The sequence below is a fragment of the Pseudomonas sp. NFXW11 genome (assembly GCF_049887815.1).
Lineage (GTDB): Bacteria > Pseudomonadota > Gammaproteobacteria > Pseudomonadales > Pseudomonadaceae > Aquipseudomonas.
The window spans coordinates 61851-84648 of sequence record NZ_JAGEKI010000004.1 but is presented as its reverse complement, the minus strand read 5'-3'; the positions used below and the strand labels follow the sequence as shown (position 1 = coordinate 84648).

19 protein-coding genes and 1 pseudogene are annotated in these 22798 nt (G+C 64.1%); 9 read left to right on the top strand and 11 right to left on the bottom strand.

What is annotated here, in order from left to right; genetic code table 11:
• Positions 1-173: 173 nt before the first annotated feature.
• Positions 174-356, top strand: a pseudogene (locus J4P02_RS08235) (addiction module antidote protein); the annotation flags it as partial.
• 50 nt (positions 357-406) lie between these two features.
• Here J4P02_RS08235 and J4P02_RS08230 read toward each other — a convergent pair.
• Positions 407-1753, bottom strand: coding sequence for a DEAD/DEAH box helicase (locus J4P02_RS08230; protein ID WP_426189086.1), 1347 nt, complete (start codon positions 1751-1753; stop codon positions 407-409).
• 193 nt (positions 1754-1946) lie between these two features.
• Here J4P02_RS08230 and J4P02_RS08225 point away from each other — a divergent pair, with 193 nt between their 5' ends.
• Positions 1947-3245: a mechanosensitive ion channel family protein gene (locus J4P02_RS08225; RefSeq protein WP_426189085.1), complete on the top strand. Its 1299-nt coding sequence runs from the start codon at positions 1947-1949 to the stop codon at positions 3243-3245.
• Between the two features lie 144 nt (positions 3246-3389).
• On the opposite strand, the gene J4P02_RS08220 is transcribed toward J4P02_RS08225, so the two are convergent.
• The 3 genes from J4P02_RS08220 to J4P02_RS08210 all read right to left on the bottom strand — a co-directional run bounded on the left by J4P02_RS08220 (position 3390) and on the right by J4P02_RS08210 (position 5591).
• Complete coding sequence (locus J4P02_RS08220) at positions 3390-4253, bottom strand: carboxylate/amino acid/amine transporter (RefSeq protein WP_426189084.1); 864 nt, start codon at positions 4251-4253, stop codon at positions 3390-3392.
• 265 nt (positions 4254-4518) lie between these two features.
• Entirely contained in the window at positions 4519-5118 is a 600-nt protein-coding gene (locus J4P02_RS08215) for an FMN-dependent NADH-azoreductase (RefSeq protein WP_426189083.1), read from the bottom strand.
• A 158-nt stretch (positions 5119-5276) separates the two neighbouring features.
• Positions 5277-5591, bottom strand: coding sequence for a 3-phosphoglycerate kinase (locus J4P02_RS08210; protein WP_426189082.1), 315 nt, complete (start codon positions 5589-5591; stop codon positions 5277-5279).
• Between the two features lie 50 nt (positions 5592-5641).
• Between J4P02_RS08210 and J4P02_RS08205 the strand changes: the two genes are divergently transcribed.
• From J4P02_RS08205 to aqpZ, 5 genes are all read left to right on the top strand, one after another.
• Positions 5642-6565, top strand: a complete 924-nt coding sequence (locus J4P02_RS08205; RefSeq protein WP_426189081.1) for a LysR family transcriptional regulator — start codon at positions 5642-5644, stop codon at positions 6563-6565.
• 30 nt (positions 6566-6595) lie between these two features.
• Complete coding sequence (locus J4P02_RS08200; RefSeq protein WP_426189080.1) at positions 6596-7399, top strand: alpha/beta fold hydrolase; 804 nt, start codon at positions 6596-6598, stop codon at positions 7397-7399.
• Between the two features lie 3 nt (positions 7400-7402).
• Positions 7403-7966 (top strand): peptidylprolyl isomerase, encoded by a 564-nt coding sequence (locus J4P02_RS08195; RefSeq protein ID WP_426189079.1) that lies wholly within the window; start codon positions 7403-7405, stop codon positions 7964-7966.
• 90 nt (positions 7967-8056) lie between these two features.
• A complete protein-coding gene (locus J4P02_RS08190) occupies positions 8057-9889 on the top strand; it encodes an ABC transporter ATP-binding protein (RefSeq protein ID WP_426189078.1) in 1833 nt (610 codons plus the stop codon).
• 189 nt (positions 9890-10078) lie between these two features.
• Positions 10079-10777, top strand: coding sequence for an aquaporin Z (gene aqpZ, locus J4P02_RS08185; RefSeq protein WP_426189077.1), 699 nt, complete (start codon positions 10079-10081; stop codon positions 10775-10777).
• A 16-nt stretch (positions 10778-10793) separates the two neighbouring features.
• Here aqpZ and J4P02_RS08180 read toward each other — a convergent pair whose 3' ends face one another.
• Positions 10794-11918, bottom strand: a complete 1125-nt coding sequence (locus J4P02_RS08180; protein ID WP_426189076.1) for a GNAT family N-acetyltransferase — start codon at positions 11916-11918, stop codon at positions 10794-10796.
• A 67-nt stretch (positions 11919-11985) separates the two neighbouring features.
• Positions 11986-12894: a LysR family transcriptional regulator gene (locus J4P02_RS08175; RefSeq protein ID WP_426189075.1), complete on the bottom strand. Its 909-nt coding sequence runs from the start codon at positions 12892-12894 to the stop codon at positions 11986-11988.
• An 85-nt stretch (positions 12895-12979) separates the two neighbouring features.
• Here J4P02_RS08175 and J4P02_RS08170 point away from each other — a divergent pair, with 85 nt between their 5' ends.
• Positions 12980-14347, top strand: a complete 1368-nt coding sequence (locus J4P02_RS08170) for an MFS transporter (RefSeq protein ID WP_426189074.1) — start codon at positions 12980-12982, stop codon at positions 14345-14347.
• A complete protein-coding gene (locus J4P02_RS08165) occupies positions 14328-14729 on the top strand; it encodes a nuclear transport factor 2 family protein (protein WP_426189073.1) in 402 nt (133 codons plus the stop codon). The genes J4P02_RS08170 and J4P02_RS08165 overlap by 20 nt, the downstream gene beginning before the upstream one ends.
• Positions 14730-14827: 98 nt before the next feature.
• Here the strand turns inward: J4P02_RS08165 and J4P02_RS08160 are convergent, their stop codons facing one another.
• From J4P02_RS08160 to hrpA, 5 genes are all read right to left on the bottom strand, one after another.
• Positions 14828-16162 carry an OprO/OprP family phosphate-selective porin gene (locus J4P02_RS08160; protein WP_426189072.1) on the bottom strand — a complete coding sequence of 445 codons (1335 nt, stop codon included), beginning with the start codon at positions 16160-16162 and terminating at the stop codon, positions 14828-14830.
• A 295-nt stretch (positions 16163-16457) separates the two neighbouring features.
• Entirely contained in the window at positions 16458-16691 is a 234-nt protein-coding gene (locus J4P02_RS08155) for an anti-sigma factor family protein (protein WP_426189071.1), read from the bottom strand.
• Complete coding sequence (locus J4P02_RS08150; RefSeq protein ID WP_426189070.1) at positions 16685-17299, bottom strand: RNA polymerase sigma factor; 615 nt, start codon at positions 17297-17299, stop codon at positions 16685-16687. Before J4P02_RS08150 ends, J4P02_RS08155 begins: the two co-directional genes overlap by 7 nt.
• 77 nt (positions 17300-17376) lie before the next feature.
• Positions 17377-18498, bottom strand: a complete 1122-nt coding sequence (locus tag J4P02_RS08145; protein ID WP_426189069.1) for a beta-ketoacyl-ACP synthase III — start codon at positions 18496-18498, stop codon at positions 17377-17379.
• Positions 18499-18821: 323 nt separating this feature from the next.
• Positions 18822-22715: an ATP-dependent RNA helicase HrpA gene (gene hrpA, locus J4P02_RS08140; protein ID WP_426189068.1), complete on the bottom strand. Its 3894-nt coding sequence runs from the start codon at positions 22713-22715 to the stop codon at positions 18822-18824.
• Positions 22716-22798 lie beyond the last annotated feature (83 nt).

Below are 22798 nucleotides of genomic sequence, written 5' to 3'. Positions count from 1 at the left end.
AATTCGCCATCATTCTGGCGTCAATTTGGCGTTGCCATCATCGATGGATGGCATCTTTCCTTGATCGCAACGCCTATTGCGGGGCCGGATGCTAGGGCTGTCGCTAAAGCTGAAAAATCAGACGATCCTGAATGTTTGGGGAAGAACTGCTGCGAAATTGCCCAGATCCCACGATCTCGAAGACCCGGGGCATGACGCAGATTGCCCGGGATGCCGGCATGGGCCGGGAAAGTCTGTACAAAGCCTTCGCCCCTGGCGCCAAGCCGCGCTTCGATACGGTGCTGAAAGTGATTCATGCCCTGGGTATCGACCTGCAGGCCCTGCCGACACAGGGGGAGAAGCCAAAGGCCAGTTGAAAAAAAGCCCGGACCAGGTCCGGGCTTTTTATCAGCATCAGGCCGCGGGCTTATTCAGCCGCCGGAGCCTGTGGCTTGCGGCGCTTGAGCGGGGCCAGGCCGTCCTGGCTGACCAGGGCCGGGCTTTCGCTTTTCGGCCGGTTGCTGCTCTTGCGCTTGTTCGGCGCCTTGGCCAGGGACTTTTTCTTGTCGCCCTTGGTGTCGGTCTTTTTCTTCTTGGTGCCCACCGCCTTGCCGGAAGCCTTGACCTTCTTCGGCCCGCCGTAGGTGCCTTTGACTTCCTTGATGGTGCGGCGCTCGAAGCTCTGCTTGAGGTAGCGCTCGATGCTCGACATCAGGTTCCAGTCGCCATGGCAGATCAGCGAGATGGCCAGACCATCCTTGCCGGCGCGGCCGGTACGGCCGATGCGGTGCACGTACTCGTCACCGCTGCGGGGCATGTCGAAGTTGATCACCAGGTCCAGGCCGTCCACATCCAGGCCACGGGCGGCCACATCGGTGGCCACCAGGATCTTCACCGCGCCCTGCTTCAGGCGGTCGATGGCCAGCTTGCGGTCCTTCTGGTCCTTCTCGCCGTGCAGCACGAAGGCCTTGTATTCCTGGGCCACCAGGCGGCCGTAGATGCGGTCGGCCATGGCCCGGGTATTGGTGAAGATGATCGCCTTCTGGTAGGTCTCGTTGGCCAGCAGCCAATTGACGATCTGCTCTTTGTGCTGGTTGTGGTCGGCCGTGATGATCTGCTGACGGGTGGTCTCGTTGAGCTGGCTGACACTGTTGAGCTGCAGGTGCTCGGCATTCTTGAGCACCTTGGCGACCATCTCGCGCAGGCCGGAACCGCCGGTGGTGGCGGAGAACAGCATGGTCTGCTGGCGACTCGGGCATTCGTCCACCAGGCGCTGCACGTCTTCGGCAAAGCCCATGTCGAGCATGCGGTCGGCTTCGTCCAGCACCAGCACTTCGACTTCCTTGAGGTCGAGGTTACCGGCGTTCAGGTGCTCCAGCAGGCGCCCCGGGGTGCCGATCAGAATGTCCGGCACCTTGCGCAGCATGGCGGCCTGGACCTTGAAGTCTTCACCGCCGGTGATCAGGCCGGACTTGATAAAGGTGAACTGCGAAAAGCGCTCGGCTTCCTTCAGGGTTTGCTGGGCCAGTTCGCGGGTCGGCAGCAGGATCAGGGTCTTGATGCTGACGCGAACCTTCGCCGGGCCGATCAGGCGATTGAGGATCGGCAGGATAAAGGCCGCGGTCTTGCCGCTGCCGGTTTGCGCCGTCACCCGCAGGTCACGCCCTTGCAGCGCGAGCGGAATAGCCGCGGCCTGTACCGGGGTCGGCTCGACAAAATTAAGCTCGGCCACGGCTTTGAGCAGGCGTTCGTGCAGGGCGAATTGGGAAAACACGGGTGCTACCTCGAAGATGTGCAGAAAAACAGCTGCATAGGGTAACGGTTTCGAGCGCCAAGGCCGAGTTTCTTTATGCAAAGGGCAGCAAAGAAATGGTTTTTTGTTAGCCGATTTGTCCCAAAGGGTAACTTTGTCGAGGTTGAATGCTCTAATCCTCCCCTTTCCCCGCAGAGAAGAATCGTTTTAGCCCATGGACTTCAAACAGCTCTGGCTCAATACCCAGGACCTCTGGGGAGCTCTCGACCAACACCCGCTGCTGCATGCCGGCATCGGCCTGACCCTGTTGCTGGTGGTGGCCCTGCTGCTCGGACGAGTGGCGCGCTACGTGGTGCTGCACGCGGTCAGGTTACTGGGTCGCCAGCCGGCCCTGCACTGGCTCAACGACCTGCGCCAGAACAAGGTGTTCCACCGCCTGGCGCAGATGACCCCGTCCCTGGTGATCCAGTTCGGCCTGCACCTGGTGCCGGAACTGAGCAAGACCGCCCTGCTGTTCCTCGGCAACCTGGCGATGGCCTTCACCATCCTGTTCCAACTGCTGGCCCTGAGCGCCCTGCTCAATGCCCTGCTGGACATCTACGCACGCACCGAACACGCCCGCACCCGCTCGATCAAGGGCTACGTGCAACTGGCGAAGATGGTGCTCTACGTGTTCGGCGCGATCATCATTGTGGCCACCTTGATCGACCGTTCGCCGCTGTTGCTGCTGTCGGGCCTGGGTGCCATGTCAGCGGTGATCCTGTTGGTGTACAAGGACACCCTGCTGTCCTTCGTCGCCAGCGTGCAGCTCACCAGCAACGACATGCTGCGGGTCGGCGACTGGATCGAGATGCCCCAGGTGGGCGCCGACGGCGATGTGGTGGACATCACCCTGCACACGGTCAAGGTGCAGAACTTCGACAAGACCATCGTCTCCATCCCCACCTGGCGGCTGATGTCGGAATCCTTCCGCAACTGGCGCGGCATGCAGCAGTCGGGCGGGCGACGGATCAAGCGCAGCCTGTTTATCGACGCCAGCGGCGTGCGTTTTCTGCATGACGATGAGGAAGTGCGGCTGAGCAAGGTGCGCCTGCTCACCGACTACATCGGGCGCAAGCAGGCCGAGCTGAAAAGCTGGAACGAGGCCCAGGGCAATGTCGCCGCGCTGTCGGCCAACCGCCGGCGCATGACCAATATCGGCACCTTCCGCGCCTACGCCCTGGCGTACCTCAAGAGCCACCCGGAAATCCAGCCGAACATGACCTGCATGGTGCGACAGATGCAGGCCACGGCCCAGGGCATTCCGCTGGAGATCTACTGCTTCACCCGCACCACGGTGTGGGCCGACTACGAGCGCATCCAGGGCGATATCTTCGACTACCTGCTGGCAGTAATGCCGGAATTCGGCCTGAACCTGTACCAGCAGCCCAGTGGCGGCGACCTGCGGGCCGGCTTGCTACCGGCGGTGCTGGGCGCCAGCCATATTCCGCAACCGGAGAAGCACGCCCTATAAGCAAGCGTGGCGAGGGAGCTTGCTCCCGCTGGCGGGCAGCGCCCGCCCAAGGCGGCCTGGGCACGGCTTCAGGCCGATCGCGCAAGCCGCTCTTGCGGCCACCCAGGTGGCCGGGCGGGAGCAAGCTCCCTCGCCACAACGGGCTCAGCTGGCCAGCACAGGCCGGCCGCCCCGCCGGCTGATCCACACCGCCCCGAGAATCACCAACCCGCCCAGCAGCAAGCGCCCCAGGTCTTCATGGCGGTTCCAGATCAGCAGGTTCAGCAGCAGCCCCACCGGCACATGCAGGTTGTTCATCACCGCCAGGGTCGCGCCGCTCACCAGGCACGCGCCCTTGTTCCACCAGTACAGGCCCAGGGCCGTGGCCACCAGGCCGAGAAACAGCAGCACCGCCCATTGCAGCGGTGCATCCGGCAGGTAATGGGCCTTGCCGAACAGCAGGAAGGCCGGCAGCACCACCAGCAGCGCCCCCAGGTAGAAGTAGCCGAAGCGCCGGTAATGCGGCAGGTCGCTGGGGTAGCGCGCCACCAGGTGCTTGTACAGCACCTGCCCGGCGGCATAGGTGAAGTTGGCCAGTTGCAGCAACAAAAAGCCCATGAAGAAATCCGGGTTGATCCGGTCGTAGCGAATCACCAGCGCCCCGGCCACCGCCACCAGCGCCGCCAGCAGGCCCCAGGGATTGAAGCGCCGATTCAGGGCGTCTTCGATCAGGGTCACGTGCAGGGGCGTGAGGATGGTGAACAGCAGCACCTCGGGCACCGTCAACACGCGAAAGCTCAGGTACAGGCACACGTAGGTGATGCCGAACTGCAAGGCGCCGATCAGCAGCATGCCGCGCATAAAGGCCGGCTCCACCCGGCGCCAGCGAGTCAGGGGAATGAACACCAGCCCCGCCAGCAGCACCCGCACCAGCACCGCGAAATAACTGTCGACATGCCCGGCCAGGTATTCGCCGATCAGGTTGAAGGAAAACGCCTGGATCAGGGTGACAAAAAGTAGATAGCCCATGTTCGCCTCATCATTGGATGGCGGCGACGATAGCGGTTTTGCCCGGGCAGATGAAATCCCGGGCAAAAAAAAGCCCGATCTCGCTAGGCGTGCAATCGGGCGTCGGCACTGAAGGAGCAACCAGTGCAAAGGGAGGTTCGATGCGCGAACCGGCTTGAAGGGGGATGCGCAGGCGCTACTTCAACAGCGGCGGATTATCTGCGGATTAACGGCGCCGCCTGCGAGCCGCTGCAGGGGCGCCGTCGGTCCGCCAGATGAGCGCGGCTCAGGCCACCTGGGCCAGCTTGGCATTGGCCTGGTTCAGGCCCTTCTCCTGGAAGTCGCCTCCCAGGTTCATGCCTTCGGCGTGAATGAACTCAACGTCGTGGATGCCGATAAAGGCCATCACCTGGCGCAGGTAGGGTTCCTGGTGATCGGCGCTGCTGCCGGCATAGATGCCACCGCGCGCGGTCAGCACATAGGCGCGCTTGCCGGTGAGCAGGCCCTGGGGGCCGGTCTCGGTGTACTTGAAGGTAACCCCGGCGCGCAGTACATGGTCGAGCCAGGCCTTGAGGGTGCTGGGTATGGCGAAGTTGTACATCGGTGCGGCCATCACCAGTACATCGGCCGCCAGCAGTTCATCGGTCAGTTCATTGGAGCGTTGCAGGGATTCCTGCTCGGCGGCGTTGCGTTGCTCGGCGGGTTTCATCCAGCCGCCCAGCAGGTTGGCATCCAGATGCGGCACCGGGTGGCGGGCCAGGTCGCGAACCGTGATCGAGTCGCCGGGATGGGCGGCCTGCCATTGCTGGACAAAAGTCTGGGTCAGTTGCCGGGATACGGAATCCTGCTGGCGGGCGCTGCTTTCAATGATCAGGACGCGGGACATGGCTGAAGCCTCCATCGGGGTATGCATAAGTCGATGGGGCGCAGATTAAACAGAGTGATATCGATGAAAAAGCGCAAATAACTGCTATAACCAATCAACAAATTCGTTTATAAGCTGAGCCAGCCCCGCAGCAATCACGCAGGCTGGCCCAGCCCCGATCATTTGCCCTGGCAGTTCAGCTCCAGGCGCAGCTTGATGATCTTGCGGTTGAACTTGGCGGTGACGTTCTTGCTCTGCCCGGCGGCCACTTCCACCTTGCGGGTGCGTGGCGCCTCGGGGCCGTTGCGGAACACCACCGAGCAGACGGCATCGCTCTTGCCGAAGTTGTTCAACTGGATGGAGCCGATGTCTTCATCGGTGGCGTAAGTGGTGTAGTCGATGCTCAGGCCGTTCAACTGCTTGTCGACATCGATGGGGTAGGCCCAGGCGCTCAAGGGCAACAGCGCCAGCAACACACAACAGAATTTTCGCATTCGGCAGTCTCCATTCAAGGAGCGCCAGCTTAGGACAAGAGGAACCCCTGATGAAAGCGCCCCGCGTGACCCTGGATCAATGGCGCACCCTGCAGGCGGTGGTGGACCACGGCGGTTTCGCCCAGGCCGCCGAAGCCCTGCACCGTTCGCAATCCTCGGTCAGCTATACCGTGGCTCGCATGCAGGACCAGCTCGGCGTGCCGCTGCTGCGCATCGACGGGCGCAAGGCGGTGCTGACCGAGGCCGGTGGCGTGCTGCTGCGCCGTTCGCGGCAACTGGTCAAGCAGGCCAGCCAGCTGGAAGACCTGGCCCACCATATGGAGCAAGGCTGGGAAGCCGAGGTGCGCCTGGTGGTGGACGCCGCCTACCCCAATGCGCGACTGGTACGCGCCCTCACCGCCTTTATGCCGCAAAGCCGTGGCTGTCGCGTGCGCCTGCGCGAGGAGGTGCTGTCCGGGGTCGAGGAAGTGCTGCTCGAAGGGGTGGCCGACCTGGCCATCAGCGGCTTCAATATTTCCGGCTACCTGGGCACCGAGCTCAGCGCCGTGGAATTCGTCGCCGTGGCCCACCCGGAACACGCCCTGCACCGCCTGCAGCGGGTGCTGCATTTCCAAGACCTGGAAAGCCAGCTGCAAGTGGTGATCCGCGACTCCGGCCGCCAGCAACCACGGGATGTCGGCTGGCTCGGCGCCGAACAGCGCTGGACCGTGGGCAGCCTGGCCACCGCCTCGAAATTCGTCAGCAGCGGCCTGGGCTTCGCCTGGCTGCCGCGGCACCTGATCGACCGCGAGCTGCGTGAAGGCGTGCTCAAGGTCCTGCCCCTGGACCAGGGCGGCAGCCGCCACCCGACCTTCTTCCTCTATTCCAACAAGGACAAACCCCTGGGCCCGGCCACGCAGATCCTCGTGGAACTGCTGCGCACCTTCGACACCGCGCCCCTGGATGCGCCCTTTGCCGCGCCACCACAAGCCTGATGTACCCCCTACCAGAACAGGAGTTCTGCCATGGCCTATTTCGAGCATGAAGGTTGCACACTGCACTACGAGGAGTACGGCCGGGGCCAGCCCCTGCTGCTGGTACACGGCCTGGGCTCCAGCGCCGAGGACTGGGAAAAGCAGATTCCCCAGCTGTCCGCGCGCTACCGCCTGATTGTCCCCGACGTGCGCGGCCACGGGCGCTCCGACAAGCCCCGGGAGCGCTACAGCATCCAGGGCTTCACCGCCGACCTGCTGGCGCTGATCGAGCACCTGAACCTGGGCCCCGCGCATTATGTCGGCCTGTCCATGGGCGGCATGATCGGCTTCCAGCTGGCGGTGGACCAGCCGCAGCTGCTGAAGAGCCTGTGCATCGTCAACAGCGCCCCCGAGGTCAAGGTGCGCACCGCTAACGACCGCTGGCAGTGGCTGCGGCGCTGGGGCCTGGCGCGCCTGCTGAGCCCGGCGGCCATCGGCAAGGCCCTGGGCCCGCGCCTGTTTCCCAAGCCCGAACAGGGCGAGCTGCGGCAGAAGATGGCCGAACGCTGGGCAAGGAACGACAAACGTGCTTATCTCGCCAGCTTCGACGCCATCGTCGGCTGGGGGGTGCTGGAACGTCTGGGCCGCATCACCTGTCCAACCCTGGTGGTCAGCGCCGACCGCGACTACACCCCGGTGGCGGCCAAGGAGGCTTATGTCAAACTGCTGCCCGATGCGCAGCTGGTGGTGATCGAGGATTCCCGCCATGCCACGCCACTGGACCAGCCACAGCGCTTCAACCAAACCCTGCTGGATTTTCTAACCACAGTCGACACCACCACCCAGGATCACTGACCCATGCTGAAAAAACTCGCCCTCGTCGCCGGCTCCGTCCTCTTCGCCGCCAACCTGATGGCCGCGCAACCGGCCAAGGCGCCCCACGTGCTGCTGGACACCAGCTTCGGCAAGATCGAAGTGGAACTGGATCCGGTCAAGGCACCGATCTCCAGCAAGAACTTCCTCGACTACGTCGACAGCGGCTTCTACACCAACACCATCTTCCACCGGGTGATCCCCGGGTTCATGGTGCAAGGCGGCGGCTTCACCCCGCAGATGGTGCAGAAAGACACCCGCGACCCGATCAAGAACGAAGCGTCCAACGGCCTGCATAACGTGCGTGGCACCCTGTCCATGGCCCGTACTTCGAACCCCAACTCGGCCACCAGCCAGTTCTTTATCAACGTCGCCGACAACGCCTTCCTCGATCCGGGCCGCGATGCCGGCTACGCAGTGTTCGCCAAGGTGGTGAGCGGCATGGACGTGGTGGACCAGATCGTCAACTCCCAGACCACCACCAAGCAGGGCATGCAGAACGTGCCCGTCGACCCGGTACTGATCAAGTCGGCCAAGCGTATCGACTGAGTCCAGCTGCCTGTCCCGACGGTGGCGCCCTACCCGGCGCCCCGTCCGCTTTTCGCACAGGAGAGCCCGCACCACGGGCTGTAGACCCCCATGCTCTATCGTCGTTTTGAACAGCTGATCGATATCTTCCGCGACGCCCCCAGCAGCACCCCGCCCAATCGGGTCTTGCCCTTCTACTTCCACTACATCAAGCAGGTCTGGCCGAGCTTTGTCGCCCTGCTGGTGGTGGGCCTGTTCGTGGCCCTGATCGAGGTGTCGCTGTTCAGCTACCTGAGCACCATCATCGACCTGGCCCAGGGCACGCCCAGCGTCCAGGTGTTCAGCGACCACGGCCTGGAGCTGGCCTGGATGGCGGTGGTGGCGCTGTTGTTCCGGCCGCTGATGGTGGGCCTGCACGACCTGCTGATGCACCAGACCATCAACCCCGGCATGACCAGCCTGATCCGCTGGCAGAACCACAGCTACGTGCTGCGCCAGAGCCTGAACTTCTTCCAGAACGACTTCGCCGGGCGCATTGCCCAGCGCATCATGCAGACCGGCTATTCCTTGCAGGATTCCTCGGTGCAGGTGATCGACGCCCTGTGGCACGTGACCATCTACGCGGTCGGCTCCCTGGTGCTGTTCGCCGATGCCGACTGGCGCCTGATGATCCCGCTGCTGCTGTGGATCGCCGGCTTCATCGGCGCCATGCGCTACTTCGTGCCGCGCATCCAGAGGCGTTCGGTGGAGGCCTCCGACGCCCGTTCCAAACTGATGGGGCGGATCGTCGACGGCTACACCAACATCACCACCCTCAAGCTGTTCGCCCACACCCGTTTCGAACAGGGCTATGCCCGTGAGGCGATCGCCGAGCAGACCGAGAAAACCCAGCTGGCAGGCCGCGTGGTCACCGCCATGGACGTGACCATCACCAGCCTCAACGGCCTGTTGATCGCCAGCACCACGGGCCTCGCCCTGTGGCTCTGGAGCCAGTCGCTGATCAGCGCCGGGGCCATCGCCCTGGCCACCGGCCTGGTGATCCGCATCGTCAACATGTCCGGCTGGATCATGTGGGTGATCAACGGCATCTTCGAAAACATCGGCATGGTCGAGGACGGCTTGCAAAGCATCGCCCAGCCATTGCAACTCACCGACCGCGAGCAGGCGCCCAAACTGGTGGTGGCCGAGGGCGGGGTGCGTTTCGAGCAGGTCGAATTCCACTACGGCAAGGCCAACAAGGTCATCAGCAACCTCAACCTGGACATCCGCCCCGGGGAGAAAATCGGCTTGATCGGCCCGTCCGGCGCCGGCAAGTCGACCCTGGTCAACCTGCTGCTGCGCCTCTACGACCTGCAGGGCGGGCAGATCCTCATCGACGGCCAGAACATCGCCGAGGTGACCCAGGAAAGCCTGCGCGAACGCATCGGCATGATCACCCAGGACACCTCGCTGCTGCACCGCTCGATCCGCGACAACCTGCTCTACGGCCGCCCGGATGCCAGCGACGAGGAACTCTGGGAAGCGGTGCGCAAGGCCCGGGCCGACGAGTTCATCCCGCTGCTGTCCGATGCCCAGGGGCACACCGGCTTCGATGCCCATGTGGGCGAACGCGGGGTCAAGCTCTCCGGCGGCCAGCGCCAGCGCATCGCCATTGCCCGGGTGCTGCTCAAGGACGCGCCGATCCTGATCATGGACGAGGCCACCTCGGCCCTGGACTCGGAAGTGGAAGCGGCCATCCAGGAAAGCCTGGAGACCCTGATGCAAGGCAAGACGGTGATCGCCATCGCCCACCGCCTCTCCACCATCGCCCGCATGGACCGCCTGGTGGTGCTGGAACACGGGCGTATCGCCGAGACCGGCACCCATGCCGAACTGCTGGCCCATGGCGGTTTGTACGCGCGGCTGTGGCAACACCAGACCGGCGGTTTCGTCGGCGTCGACTGAACCCGTTGCAGCACCTTGAACAACGCCAGGGCCCTGATTCCAGGGGCCCTGGCGTTTTTTTTACGGCGCTGGAATTGCGCCCAAAGCCTGCTGTACTGAGCCTAGGTTCCGGAGCGGAACCTGCAGTTAACCTGCGGGATGCATAACCGCTGTATCGCGTTGATAGGTTGACCTATCAAGGACTCCCCCATGTCTTTGTTCAAACGTTCTGTGACTGAGTTGCTCGGCACCTTCTGGCTGGTGCTTGGCGGTTGCGGCAGCGCCGTATTGGCGGCGGCCTTTCCCAACGTCGGCATCGGCCTGCTGGGCGTGGCCCTGGCTTTTGGCCTGACGGTGCTGACCATGGCCTTCGCCATCGGCCATATCTCCGGCTGCCACCTGAACCCCGCGGTGTCCGTCGGGCTGGTGGTGGGCGGGCGCTTCCCGGCCAAAGAGCTGCCGGCCTATATCGTGGCGCAGGTGCTCGGCGGGGTGATCGCCGCCGCCTTGCTGTACTTTATCGCCAGCGGCAAACCGGGCTTCGAGCTGGCCTCGGGGCTGGCCTCCAACGGTTATGGCGAGCACTCCCCCGGCGGCTACTCCATGGCCGCGGGGTTTGTCTGTGAGCTGGTGATGACCGGCATGTTCGTGGTGATCATTCTCGGCGCCACCGACAAGCGTGCCCCGGCGGGGCTGGCGCCCATCGCCATCGGCCTGGCCCTGACCCTGATCCACCTGATCTCGATCCCGGTGACCAACACCTCGGTCAACCCGGCCCGCAGCACCGGCCCGGCGCTGATCGTTGGTGGCTGGGCGCTGCACCAGCTGTGGCTGTTCTGGCTGGCGCCGCTGCTGGGCGCGGTGGTCGGCGGCGTGGTCTATCGCTGGCTGGGCCAGGAAGACAGCTGAGCAAAAGCGCCGAGGGTCACGCCTGGCGATAGGGCAAGGCGTCCCTTGCCTCTTCGGCATAGGCCCGCGTTCCGGCCCGCTCCTGTTGCAGGAAATCCTTCACCGCGGCCTTCAGGCCGGGGTGGCGCAGGTAATGCCAGGAGCGGGTCAGCACCGGTTCGAAACCGCGAATCAGCTTGTGCTCGCCCTGGGCCCCGGCGTCGAAACGCTGCAAGCCCTGGGCGATCGCGTATTCCATGCCCTGGTAGAAACAAGTCTCGAAATGCAGGCGGTCGTACTCCGCCAGGCAGCCCCAGTAGCGGCCGTAGAAACTGTCGCCGCCCACCAGGCTGAACGCCATGGCCACCGGGCGCCCGCCCTGCTTGGCCAGGACCACGCGAATGGCCTCGGGCATGCGTTCGGCCAGCAGGCTGAAAAACGCCCGGGTCAGGTAGGGCGACTGGCGCCGCACCGCATAGGTATTGGCGTAGCAGGCGTAGACAAAATCCCACTGTGCCTCGTCCAGCTCATGGCCTTCGAGCCACTGGAAATCCAGCCCCTGCCCCGCCACCTGCTCGCGCTCCTTGCGCATCTGCTTGCGCTTGCGCGAACTCAGGGCATCGAGGAAATCCTGGAAATCCCGGTAGCCGCGGTTGTGCCAGTGGAACTGGCAGCCCAGGCGCTGCAACCAGCCCGGCTGCTGCTCCAGGGCGGCGTCGCTGAAGTCGTCGGTGAAATTGATATGGGCGCTGGACAGCCCCTCGATCTCCAGATAACCCGGCAGGCTTTTCAGCAGTTCGAAGGCATCGGCCTGGGACGCCGCCAGCACCCGGGCGCCGCTCACCGGGCTGAAGGGCACCGCCGTCAGCAGCTTGGGGTAATAGTCGATCCCGGCCCGTTCACAGGCATCGGCCCAGCCATGGTCGAACACGTATTCGCCGTAGGAGTGCCATTTGCGGTAGCTGGGCAGCGCCGCCAACAGGCGACCTTGTTCCACATGCAGCAGGTGCTCGGCCTGCCAGCCGGAGCGCGGGCCGAGGCTGCCGCTGTCTTCCAGGGCACTGAGAAAGGCATGGCGGACGAAGGGTTGCCCGTCCTGAAGCAGCCCATCCCATTGCACGGGATCGACGGCAGACAGACTGTTCAGGGATTGCAGCGGCATCAGGGGCTCCAGGATTGGGCGCGGACAACTCGGCGAGTATCCCCCATCGCCGGGTTCATCGAAACACTCAGGCGCGCCCCAGGTGCTCGGCAAGAAAATCGATGAACACCCGAGACTTGCGCGGCAGGTGCGGGCTGTTGGCAAACAGCACATGCACCGGTTGCCGTGCCAGGCTGTACTCGGGCAGCACCTGCACCAGGCGCCCATTGGCCAGGTCGTCGAGCACCAGCCACTCCGGCAGCACCGCCAGCCCCAGCCCGGCCAGGGCCAGGGCGCGAATCGCAGTCGCCGAGTTGGACTCATGCCCGGGCTCGATTCGCAGTTCCACCTGGCCTCGACGCGGATGCTGGAAAGACCAGGCGGGGGGCCCGGCCAGGTTGCTGTTGCCGATCCACGGCAGAGCGGCCAGGTCCTCGACCTGGGTCAGCGCCAGGCCCTGGAGCAATGCCGGAGCGGCCACCAGGAGAATGCCGTAGTCCGCCAGTCGCCGGCCCTTGAACCCCGAGTCCGGCAAGTGGCCGAGGCGGATCACCAGGTCGAGCTTTTCCGCCACCAGGTCATTCAACGATGAATTGAAGTGATAGCTCAGGCGCACCTCGGGGTAGCGTGCGGTGAACAGCGGCAGGATCGGCAGGATAAAGCTCTGGGCATATTCCGCGGTGGAACTGATACGCAACTTGCCGGACACCCGATTGCGGCCGTGCAGCACATTGTCGAAAGCCGTATCGATTGTGGCGACAATCCCCTTGAATTCATCGTAGAGATCCTGACCACTTTCGGTCAGCCCGATATGCCGCGTGGTGCGCACCAGCAGGGTGGTTGCCAGGGCTTGCTCCAGTGCCTTGATATGCAGGCTGGCCATGGCCTTGCTGATGCCCAGGTAATGCGCGGCGCGGGTGTAGGAGGCGAAATCGACCACCGCGATAAAGGTCTGCACCCGGTGCAACTGGTCGTGGAAATTCTGGCTCACTGTCAAATCTCTTTAAACAATGCGTCAAGTATAGGTGCCTCGACAGCCCGCGCCCAAGCTCCCTAAGCTGCGCGCTGATTACGGAGGCGGCATGACCTACAGATACAAAGTGGCGGTGGTATTTCTCCTCGGGTTCTTTATCGATTGCGTCAACATCTTCATGTCGGCGGTGGCCCTGCCGAGCATCGCCGCACAGTTGCAGGTGTCCAGCGCCAGCGTGGCCTGGGTGGCCAATGCCTACATCCTCGGCCTGACCCTGGTGATTCCCCTCAGCACCTGGTTGGCGGCGCGGTTCGGCAGCCGGCAAATCCTTTGTGCCTCGATGCTGCTGTTCAGCCTGGCCGCCCTGCTCTGTGGGCTGGCCGAGGACTTCTTGTGGCTGGTGTTCTGGCGGCTGATCCAGGGCATGGCCGGCGGCCTGTTGATTCCCCTGGGCCAGGCACTGACCTTCAACCTGTTCCAGGGCGCGCAACGGGCACGGATTTCCACCCTGGTGATGGCCGTGGCCCTGCTGGCCCCGGCGCTGTCGCCAACCCTGGGCGGGGCCATAGTCGACCACGCCTCCTGGCACTGGGTGTTCCTCGCCAGCCTGCCGCTGTCGCTGCTCACCGCCTTGCTGGCCGGGTGCTGGATTGGCCACGAGACCCCGGCACGGCCGGCCCGCCCCGACCTGCGCGGCCTGCTACTGCTCAGTGCCAGCCTCGGCGGCCTGCTGCTGGGCCTGTCGTTGTATGGCAGCGGTCATGCGGGGTACCAGGCGTTGCCGGGGCTGTTGGCCGGGCTGTTGTTCGCCGCGCTGTACGGGCGCCACTGCCGCCGTTGCCCGCAGCCGATAGTCGAACTGCGGCTGCTGAAGAATCCGCGCCTGGGCCTGTCGGTGGGCATCTACCATGCCATTCCCGGGATCTTCACCGGGGTCAACCTGCTGAGCCTGTTCTTCCTCCAGGACAGCCTGCACCTGAGCGCCCAGCACAGCGGCCAGTTCATGCTGCTGTACGCCTTGGGCGCGCTGCTGGCGATGCTGGCCTGCGGGCGCTACTACAACAGGTTCGGCGCGCCCCGCCTGTTCGCCATCGCTCTGGTGCTGCACAGCGCCGGCATCGCCAGCCTGTGCGCGGTCGATTCGGCGGCCGACCTGCCGCTGATCATGCTCGCCTACCTGCTGATGGGCCTGGGCGGCGGTGCCGGCGCCAACACCGCGCAAACCACCGCCCTGCTGGATTTCGACGGCGGCGATACGCACAAGGCCAGCGTGATCTGGAACCTCAACCGGCAGATGGCCTTCAGCCTGGGCGCGGCCCTGCTGCTGATGCTCAACAACCTGCTGCTGGGGTGGTTCGAGGTGCTCGCCGCCTTTCACCTGAGTCTGCTGCTGGCCGCCCTGGCCGGCCTGCTTCCCCTGCTGGCCTTGGGCCGGCTCAACCCGCACAAGGTCTCCCATGCCCAACACCCTCATTAAACAGGCGCAATTCAGCGTGCACTGGATCCACCAGCTGATTCACAGCGTGTTCAGCAACCCCCACGGCGACGCAGCGAGCAGCCTCGAACAACTGCTGCCGCTGTTCGCCGAGGATTTCCAGATGGTCACCACCGGCGGCGCCCTGATCGGCCGCGAGCAAGTGGAACAGCTGTTTCGCGGCGCCCTGGGCCAGCGCCCCGGGCTGCAAATCGAGATCAGCGAAGTGCGCTGCGTCTGGCAGGAAGGCCAGAGCGCAGCGATCCGCTACAAGGAAACCCACCGCCTGGCGCAGGTCGAGTCGTCGCGCCTGTCCCTGGCCATTATCCGTGTGCAGCCTGAGGCAACGCAGTGGCTGTACCTGCACGAAACCACCTGCCCCTGAGCCTTGCTTCAGGGCAAAAAAAACCCCGCCGAGGCGGGGTTGAAACGAAAGGAGCTATAACGGATGAGAAAGAGCTCTAACGAGGTGTTGCAACAACCTTAGAACACGTACTGCACACGGGCTACCAGGGCATCGCCGCTGTCATCGCCAACGCTGTTGGTGATCTTGTCGGTGTTGACCTTGATGTAGTTGGCGGAAACCTTGATCGCCTCGTTGGCGTACCAGTTGACCCCGATGGTGTTCATGGTGGCCTTGGCATCGCCGACTTCACGGGTGGCGCTGGCGGTCACGATGTTCTTGTCATCGACCTTGATGTTGTCGTAGCGGTAGAACACTTCCCAGGCACCGTACTGCTTGTTCTCGGGCTTGATGGTGTCGAACTTGGCGCCGTCGAGTTTGTACACGCGGGACTCGCCGGTCAGGGTGTAGGCCAACTGACCGTAGAAGCCGGTGGCCTTGACGTCCTGGTAGGCGGCGCTGTCGGCTTTCATCTTGCGGGTCAGGTATTCCGCCTGGGCCGAGAACGGGCCGGTGGCGAAGGCGAATTCACCGCCGAACACCCGGTCGTTGTCGTAGGCGCCAGCAGCGGTCAGGTTCGACGCGTTGAGGCCAGCGCCGCCGCCGAAGGTGGCACGGTTGCCGTTGGTGCCGGCGTCGTTGCCGCCGTTGGTGGCGATACCGCGAACGCCCAGGCGTGGACGAATGCGCGAGTCGAAGGCGGTGTCGCTCAGGTCACGGCTGGCGAAGTCCAGGCCGAAGTGCAGGACGTTGCCGGTTTCGTGCATCGGCGCGAACACCGCACGGGCGTTGAACTGCTTGACGCTGTCGCCGTCGCTGTCGTTGATGTCCTTGGCCGACACGCTGCCGGACAAGTAGGCCATGTCGGCCACTACCGAACTCACCTGCAGGCCCATGCCGTTCTCATGGGAGTTGATCCAGTCGGCCAGCTCGTAGGCGGCGTTACGCTCCATGGAGGTGACCCACTTGGAGCTAGTGGCCTTCTCCAAGCCGAAGTCGGCGTCGAAACGGCCAGCGCGGATGGTCACCGGCTTGAAGCCCACGTAGGAGATGGACGCCTCGTCGAAGTAACCGTCATCGGCGGTACCCGAGTTGTGGGAGAAGTCGTAGTTGATCTGGTATTTCCAATCCTTGTAGGCGGTGCCGCCCAATTCCAGATAGGCGCGGCGGAAGTAGGCGCCGTCGCCGCTGTCACCATTCTTGGTGTAGAACCCGTCGAAACGGCCATAGTCGGCTTGCAGACGACCGCCCAGCTTGAAGCTGAACGCGGAGTCGGTGGTAGCAACCTCAAGGCCGCCCTTGGTTTTGACTACGATATCGGCGCCGTCGGTGGTGACGGTGCCAGCGAAAGCCTGGGCGGTCACTGCCAGGGCCAGGGCGCTGGCGGCAAAACCGGCGAAGTGCTTACGGATCATCGAAGAGTTCCCCTAATTGGTGGTCTGTAGCGTTGGAAAACACGCGGGGTTGGCCCGCTGGTGTTGGGTGGGAATCTTGGCGACGGGTTATTTCAGCCGGGTTGCTGATAGATAAAGATTTGATTACAGGGGAACTTTCTTACTTCGAAATGAGATAAGGCAAAAAGCCTGTACTAGAGCGCTCGCGGCGAGCCTTGCGGGGGAAAGCGGGGACATTGCAGGGCTGTCACCTTTGATCGGATGACAGTTTGATGGCCAGTGCGGATGCCTTGTGGCACCCGCATCGGTGACGGCATCAGCGTTCGCGCTGGCGCTCGCTGGCCAGGCGTTCGGCCAGTTCGTCGAGGCCTTCCAGGGGCGGCTCGGGCAGCACCCGCAAGCTGGCCTGGAGCAGGCGCATCTGGCGAATGAAACGCCGGCAGTTGGGGCAGAACAGCAAGTGATGGCGCACCATCAAGCGCTCGCGAAAGCTCAATTGGCCATCGAGATAATCGCTGGATCGTGCCACTTGTTCCTTACAGGTCAGCATTGGCCGGTTTCCTCAAAATGCTCCACGGTGGCGAACACCTTCAAACGCGCTCGGTGCAACAGCACCCGAACATTGGAGAGCGTGAGCCCAAGAAGATTACAGATTTCCTCCAGCTCCAGGCCCTGGCGCTCGCGCAGCAGCAAGACGCTGCTTTGCAGTTCCGAGAGGCTGAGCAGGGTGTGTTCCAGGCAGTCGCGCAGCTCGGCTTCGGTGAGCAGGGCTTCGGGGGTGTCTTCGTGCCAGGCAAAGGGGGCCACCAGCCAGTGGCCATCGCCCGCGGAAAAGCGCTCGTCGCCGATGGTGCCGTGGGGCGCAGGCAGGTCATCGAGCAGCACCTCACGGCGGTTCTGCTTGTAACGGCCCTTGGCCGCATTGGCGGTGATGGTCAGGAGCCAGGTCTTGAGGCTGGAGCGCCCCTGGAACCCCGCCAGGTTGCGCACCACCGACAGCCAGGCATCCTGCACCACCTCATCGGCGTGACGGTTGCCGACAATCGCATAGGCCACCGCGCGCATCGCGCTCTGATAGGTGCCGACCAGTTCCTTGTAAGCCTTTTGCTCACCCGCCAACAGGCGCTCTAGCAGTTGCGTGTCATCAGCCGCAGCCATTCGTGCCTCGTTCAATCATGCAGGTTTGAGGGGGTGTGACGCACCACCAGGGCCGCGCGCCACACCCCAACCCTAGATCAACGCTTGCGCAGCAGCACGCTACCGATGGAATAACCGGCGCCGAAGGAACTGAGCACCGCAAGCGAACCACTGGCCAGGTCGTCCTGGTGCTTGTGGAAGGCAATCACCGAGCCCGCCGAACTGGTGTTGGCATAGGTGTCGAGAATCACCGGTGCCTCTTCCTCCGTGGCTTCGCGGCCCAGCAGTTTCTTGACGATCAGGTGGTTCATGCTGAGGTTGGCCTGGTGCAGCCAGAAGCGCTTCACGTCGCTGACGTTGAGCTGGTTCTCTTCCAGGTGAGCGGCGATCAGCTCGGCCACCATCGGGCACACGTCACGGAACACCTTGCGGCCTTCCTGGACGAACAGCTTGTCGCGGGCACCGACGCCCTCTTCCGCAGCGCGGTTGAGGAAGCCGAAGTTGTTGCGGATGTTGTTGGAGAACTGGGTCAGCAGCTTGGTGCTGACGATATCGAACTGATGCTTGGAAGTGGCCAGGTCGGCACGCTCGATGATCACCGCGGTGGCGGCGTCGCCGAAGATGAAGTGGCTGTCGCGGTCACGGAAGTTCAGGTGCCCGGTGCAGACTTCCGGGTTGACCATCAGGATCGCCCGGGCCTGGCCCAGTTGCACGCTGTTGCAGGCGGCCTGGATGCCGAAGGTGGCCGAAGAACAGGCCACGTTCATGTCGAAACCGAAACCCTGGATGCCCAGCGCAGCCTGGACTTCGATGGCGATGGCCGGGTAGGCGCGCTGCAGGTTGGAGCAGGCGACTATCACCCCGTCGATGTCGGCGGCGGTCTTGCCGGCCCGTTGCAGGGCCTGCTCGGCGGCGGCCACGGCCATCTGGCAGAGCACCGACCACTCGTCATTGGAGCGCTCCGGCAGGCGCGGGGCCATGCGTTGCGGGTCGAGGATGCCGTCCTTGTCCATGACGAAACGGCTCTTGATCCCCGAGGCTTTTTCGATGAAGGCGGCGTTGGATTCGGTCAGCGCCTGGACTTCGCCACGCTCGATGGCGGCGGCATTGTCGCGGTTGAACTGGTGCACGTAGGCGTTGAAAGACTCCACCAGCTCTTCGTTGGAAATACTGTTGGCCGGGGTAAACAGGCCGGTGCCGCTGATGACGACGTTATGCACGGTCGTTCCTCTAGTGTGATGAGGCAGAAGGTCTTGGCACCGCCGTGCCAAACCGTAAAGGGACTGCCGCCACAGCGGGCAGCCTTCCTGGCATCGCTTGGTTTCGATCCGCCCGCAGGCTCGGGACAAAAAGCCGTCCGCGGTCGGTATTTATGACGGCGGAGTTTGCCATAACCTCGGACTTTTCGCCGCAACTGCAAGATCGATGGAACCCACCCGGTAGGAGCCGGCTTACCGGCGAACCGGCGAACCGGCCCTCGAGCCTTGCAGCCCCCTTGCTGGCGCCTTCGCTGGCAAGCCAGCGCCTACCGGGAGCGGGCGATTCAGGCTTCGACCTGGCTCCACTGCTTGTTCAGGCGCTTGTCGGAAATCGGCACCTTGGTCCCCAATTGCTGGGCGAACAGCGACACCCGGTACTCCTCCAGCCACCAGCGATACAGCTCCAGCTGCGGATCGCGCTTGCCTTCCTGGGCATGCTTCTGTGCGCGGGTCTGGTACTGGTTCCACAGGCCACTGAGCTCGCTGCTCCACACCCGGTCCTTCTGCACCTGGCTGCCGAGTTTCTCGAAACGCAGCTCCACGGCCTTGAGATAGCGCGGCAGTTCCTTGAGCCACAGGGCCGGGGTTTCCCGGACAAAGCCCGGATACACCAGGTTTGCTAGCTGGGCCTTGATGTCGTTGAGGGCCACGGCCTGGGCCAGGTCGATCTTGCCCTTGAAGCGTTTTTGCAGGCCATGCCAGAGCTTGAGGATCTCCAGGGTCAGGCGGGCCAGGCGCTCGGCGTGCTCGGTCCAGGCACCGCGCTTGCGCTCGGCCAGGGACGCCAGGCCAGCGCCGTCCCGCGGCAAGGTCGTCTCACCGTCGAGAATGCAGCTGTCGAGGCTGGCCAGCAGAATGTCTTCCACCAGCGCCTCGACCCGGCCCAGCTCGCGATACAAGAGGCCCAGCTCGGTGAGCCCCGGCAACTTGCCGCGAAGGAACTTGGCCGGCTCGGACAGTTGCTGCAACAGCAGCCGCTGCAAGGCCCGGCGATGCTGGAACTCGGCTTCGGCAGCGGTGGAGAAGCGCCCTTCCTTGACCGCCCCCGCCTCTTCCACCAGGGCCGGGTACACCGTCATCGACAGCCCGGCAATCTTCTGCTGGGTTTTCTCCGCCACTGCGGCAAACACCTTGGCTTCTACCGGCTGCTGGCTCTTGGCGGTTTGCGGCACCGCCAGGGCAGCCTGGCTGGCTTCGGCAAAACGCGCGGTAAGCTCGGCCAGGTCGCGGCCTTCGCCAAGGAACTTGCCCTGGGCGTCGACGATTTCCAGGTTCATTCGCAGGTGGCTTTCCACCTGCTGCTCGGCCTCGCTCCAGGCCTCGTCGCTGACCCGCGCCCCGGTCATGCGCAGCAGCTCGCGGCCCAGGGCCTGGGGCAAGGAACCCTCAGCGAAGACCATGCGCTGCAGGGCCGCCTTGACGAAATCCGGCACCGGCACGAAGTTCTTGCGCAGGGCCTTGGGCAGGTTGCGCACCAGGGCGATGCACTTGGCTTCGATCAGCCCCGGCACCAGCCATTCCAGGCGCTCGGCCGGCAGCGCCGGCAACAGCGGCGCCGGCACTCGCAGGGTCACGCCATCCCGGGGATGGTTGGGCTCGAAGTGATAACTCAGGGCCAGTTCCAGGTCGCCGATATGCAGGGTGTCCGGGTACTGCTTGGCGGTGACCTCGCTGGCTTCGCGGGCCAGCACGTCTTCCTCGCGCATGATCAGCAACTGCGGGTTCTTCTGGCTGTGCACCCGGTACCAGCTGTCGAAGGTCGCGGTCTGGTGGATTTCCTCTGGCAGGCGCGCGTCGTAGAAGGCGTAGAGGGTTTCCTCGTCCGCCAGGATGTCCCGGCGCCGGGCCTTGGCTTCCAGGGCGTCGAGCTGTTCCAGCAACTGGGTGTTGGCCGTCAGGCACTTGGCCTTGGACTGGATTTCGCCGCGCACCAGGGCCTCGCGGATAAACAGCTCGCGGGACACCAGCGGGTCCACCGGGCCGTAGTGCACCGGCCGCCGGCCGACCACGATCAGGCCGAACAGGGTGATCTGCTCGTAGGCCACCACCTGGCCGCGCTTCTTCTCCCAATGGGGCTCGAAGTGGTTCTTCTTCAGCAAGTGGCCGGCCAGGGGCTCGATCCAGTCCGGATCGATCTTGGCCACCATGCGTGCATAGAGCTTGGTGGTTTCCACCAGCTCGGCGGTCATCAGCCATTGCGGGCGCTTCTTGCCCAGGCCCGAGGACGGGTGAATCCAGAAACGCCGCTGGCGCGCGCCGAGGTAGTCGCCGTCCTCGGTCTTCTGGCCGATCTGGCTGAGCAAGCCCACCAGCACTGCCTTGTGCAGTTTCGGGTAGTCGGCCGGCTCCTTGTTCTGGCTCAGCTGCAGGTCGCGGCAGATCAGGCTCAGTTGGCGATGGGAGTCACGCCACTCGCGCAGGCGCAGGTAATTCAGGAAATTCTTCCGGCACCAGTTGCGCAGCGGGCTGGCGCTCAGGGCCTGGCGCTGTTCTTCGAAACCACGCCACAGATTGACCAGGGCGGCGAAGTCCGAGTCCACATCCTTCCACTGGGCATGGGCCTGGTCAGCGGCCTGCTGGCGCTCCGGCGGACGCTCGCGAGGGTCCTGGATCGACATGGCGCTGGCCACGATCAGCACTTCCTGCAGGCTGCCGAGCTTGGCCGCTTCCAGCAGCATGCGGCCCATGCGCGGGTCCACCGGCAGCCGCGCCAGTTGCCGGCCCAGAGGCGTCAGCTGGCTGTTGCGGTCCACCGCCGAGAGTTCCTGCAGCAGGTTGAAACCGTCGCTGATGGCCTTGCCATCCGGCGGTTCGATAAAGGGGAAGGCGGTGATTTCCCCCAGGCGCAGATGGAGCATCTGCAGGATCACCGCCGCCAGGTTGGTGCGCAAAATCTCCGGGTCGGTGAATTCCGGCCGGCCGAGGAAATCTTCCTCGCTGTACAGGCGCACGCAGATCCCCGGCTCGACCCGGCCGCAACGACCTTTACGCTGATTGGCGCTGGCCTGGGAAATCGCCTCGATGGGCAAGCGCTGGACCTTGGCCCGGTAGCTGTAGCGGCTGATGCGCGCGGTGCCGCTGTCGATCACATAGCGAATGCCGGGCACGGTCAGCGAGGTTTCGGCGACGTTAGTCGCCAGCACCACCCGACGCCCCGGGTGGGACTGGAAGATGCGCTGCTGTTCCGCCGGCGACAGGCGCGCGTACAGCGGCAAAATCTCGGTGTGCTTGAGCTGGGCCTTGCGCAGCATTTCCGCGGCGTCGCGAATCTCCCGCTCGCCCGGCAGGAACACCAGCACATCCCCGGGGCTACGGCGCTCGCTGCGCTCATGGGCGGCGATTTCATCCAGGGTGGCGAGGATCGCCTGGTCCACGGTGAGGTCGTCCTCGACCCGGTTGCCCTCCTCGTCCTGCTCCAGGGTCAGCGGGCGATACCAGGTTTCCACCGGGAAGGTGCGGCCCGAGACTTCAACGATGGGCGCATCGTCGAAGTGCTTGGAGAAGCGCTCCAGGTCGATGGTCGCCGAGGTGATGATCACCTTCAGGTCCGGACGCCGTGGCAGCAGGGTCTTGAGGTAGCCGAGGAGGAAGTCGATGTTCAGGCTGCGCTCGTGGGCCTCGTCGACAATGATGGTGTCGTAGCGTTCCAGGTAGCGATCGTTCTGGGTTTCCGCCAGCAGAATGCCGTCGGTCATCAGCTTGATCAGGGTGTTGGCATCGCTCTGGTCCTCGAAGCGCACCTGATAACCCACCAGCGATCCCAGTGGCGTGGCCAGCTCTTCGGCGACCCGGCTGGCAACGCTGCGGGCAGCGATGCGCCGCGGCTGGGTATGGCCGATCAGGCCGTGCTGGCCACGACCGATTTCCAGGCAGATCTTCGGCAGCTGGGTGGTTTTCCCCGAGCCGGTTTCACCGGCGATGATCAGCACCTGATGCTTGAGCAGCGCGTCCTTGATTTCGTCGCGCTTGGCGGCGATCGGCAGGCTGTCGTCATAGCGAATCGACGGCACGCTATTGCGCCGCGCGGTCACCAGGTTGCACGAGGCCTGCATCCGCTCCAGCCACTGGGCGAGCTTGGCCTCGTCGGGCTTCTTGCGCAGTTCGAGCAACTGCCGACGCAACCGGTGGCGGTCGGCGAGCATGGCTTGATCGAGGTTTTTCAGCAGTTGATCAGTCATAAGAGCAGCGGCAGGCTTCAAGCGAAAAGCCGCAAGATTAACGCAGCGTCGCGCTTTTGGCTTGCAGCTTTCAAATCAAGGGC